Annotated in this window: 2 protein-coding genes; both read left to right on the plus strand. The window is 49.1% G+C overall.

Features of this window, described 5'->3' with window-relative positions:
* Positions 1 to 307 precede the first annotated feature (307 nt).
* Positions 308 to 1,174, plus strand: coding sequence for an RNA polymerase sigma factor (locus ACI48K_RS23680; protein ID WP_475030107.1), 867 nt, complete (start codon positions 308 to 310; stop codon positions 1,172 to 1,174).
* 18 nt (positions 1,175 to 1,192) lie between these two features.
* Entirely contained in the window at positions 1,193 to 1,786 is a 594-nt protein-coding gene (gene clpP, locus ACI48K_RS23685; protein ID WP_475030108.1) for an ATP-dependent Clp endopeptidase proteolytic subunit ClpP, read from the plus strand.
* The last annotated feature ends 258 nt before the right edge of the window (positions 1,787 to 2,044 follow it).

A 2,044-nucleotide genomic window follows, 5' to 3' on the forward strand; every position in this document is an offset into this window, starting at 1 on the left:
ATGTAAACACGCGAAAAAATGAGCTAGCCTGCGATTGCAAAAATCTTGTAGGTCAGGACTCCGGAATTAGGGGGCCTAGCCGCTTTTACAGGTATTTGGGAGGATGGGCTCTAAAGAGCGTTTTTCCGGAGGTACGTGGGCTCTTCCAGCCATCGATTAGGTGATTCCAGAATAGAGATGTAAAATAAATAAAAAGTTCGATATAAATTTTTTTCGGACCGTATCGATCGGGGTTAATTTTTCGTTTATAAACGTTGAAGTAAGAAATAACAAAGATCAATAACCCCGGGATCAGGAGGTGAGCAAGGTGAAGCAGAGTGTTGATCTGGAGGTACGAAGTTGGCAACCGAGCCGTGAGCCTGATTTTAAGAATACGCCAGCTGTACAAAAATTTGCGATGAGCCTCGTAGCCGGAAAGTTGAACGACGGAGGAGAAAAGTCCGATTTTTCCGCGTGGGTGCAAGAGCATCAGGAGGCTCTGGGGAAGTATTGCCGCTCTTTAACCGCTTCAAAATGGGAGGCGGAGGATTTGGCGCAGGACACTTGGTTAAAGGCGTGGGCGTCTATTTTGAACAAAGGGGAAGAAGCACAAATGACCCGTGCCTTTTTATATCGAATCGCCCGCAATACCTGGATTGACCGCAGCCGCAAAAGACAGCTTTCTGTTCTGCCCCTGTCCGCAAAAGAGTTGACTAAGCCGGAATTTCCTTCGGTTGATGCCTGGGCGGCGATGGAAACGTTGGTTAAGCAGCTAGCTCCCAACCAGAGAACAGCGGTATTGCTGGTCGATGTATTGCAATACTCCGCGGCGGAAGCTGCAGTGATGACCCACTCGACGGAGGGGGCGGTTAAGGCGACGCTGCATCGGGCACGCAGAAAGCTGCAATCCGTTAGTGCGTCAGAGTTTAGCGGCCAAGATGAGCCTTTGACTGGTCGTTATCGGCCTGCTGATCAACATAACCGGATGGTTGATGAAACGGTTGTTTATGCCTACCTTGAAGCCTTCCGGCAGCAAAATGCTACGGCTTTGATCATGCTGCTGAACGACTCCAGTCCGCATGAGCTCGTACCTGCTCTGACTTTAAAATCCCGTCCCGAGGCCAAAGATCGTCAGCTTACTTCAACACGGGCGGTTCAAAGCCGGACCAACGACTTTTTGGCCCTGGCCGCCTAGTTTATTGGAGGTGTTGCTATGAGCACGGTTATTCCTTATGTCATTGAGCAGACTTCGCGTGGAGAGCGGTCCTACGATATTTATTCGCGGTTGTTGAAAGACCGAATCATTTTCCTAGGGTCAGCCATCGATGATCAGGCTGCAAACAGTATTACGGCTCAAATGCTTCTGCTCGCCGCGGAGGATCCGGAAAAAGATATCCATTTCTACATCAACAGCCCGGGTGGATCGACAACCGCCGGCTTTGCTATTTACGATACGATGCAATATGTGAAGCCGGATGTTCAAACGATTTGCTCGGGAATGGCTGCCTCTTTTGCGGCAATCCTGCTGCTGTCAGGAGCAAAAGGCAAAAGGTTCGCTCTTCCCAACAGCGAAATTATGATCCATCAACCCCACGGAGGAGCTCAAGGGCAAGCAAGCGATATTGCCATTAGCGCCAGACGCATTCTTCAAACCCGTGAGCGATTAAACGCCATCGCCGCCGAGCGAACGGGCCAACCGTTGGAACGGGTTGAGAAGGATATGGACCGGGATTATTTTATGTCGGCTGAGGAAGCGCTGGCGTATGGGGTTATCGACCGGGTGATCCAAAACGAGAAACAGGCGTGACCAATAAAACAAGATCCGAAAACAGAATAGGAAACTGGGCTTTAAGAGCAAAGTATAGACGGCAAGTGTAAAGAACAAGTGCAAGATGTAAGGACCGGAAGAATAGGTGCAAAAAGCAAGACAAAAAGTCAGCGGGTAAGATAACAAGGCATTAAGTAAGCAAATAGCAAAGGGTAAAGAGCAAGACAAAGAGCAAGACAAAGAGCAAGACAAAGAGCAAGACAAAGAGCAAGACAAAGAGCAAGACAAAGAGCAAGA

It is taken from the genome of Paenibacillus terrisolis, from assembly GCF_056171975.1.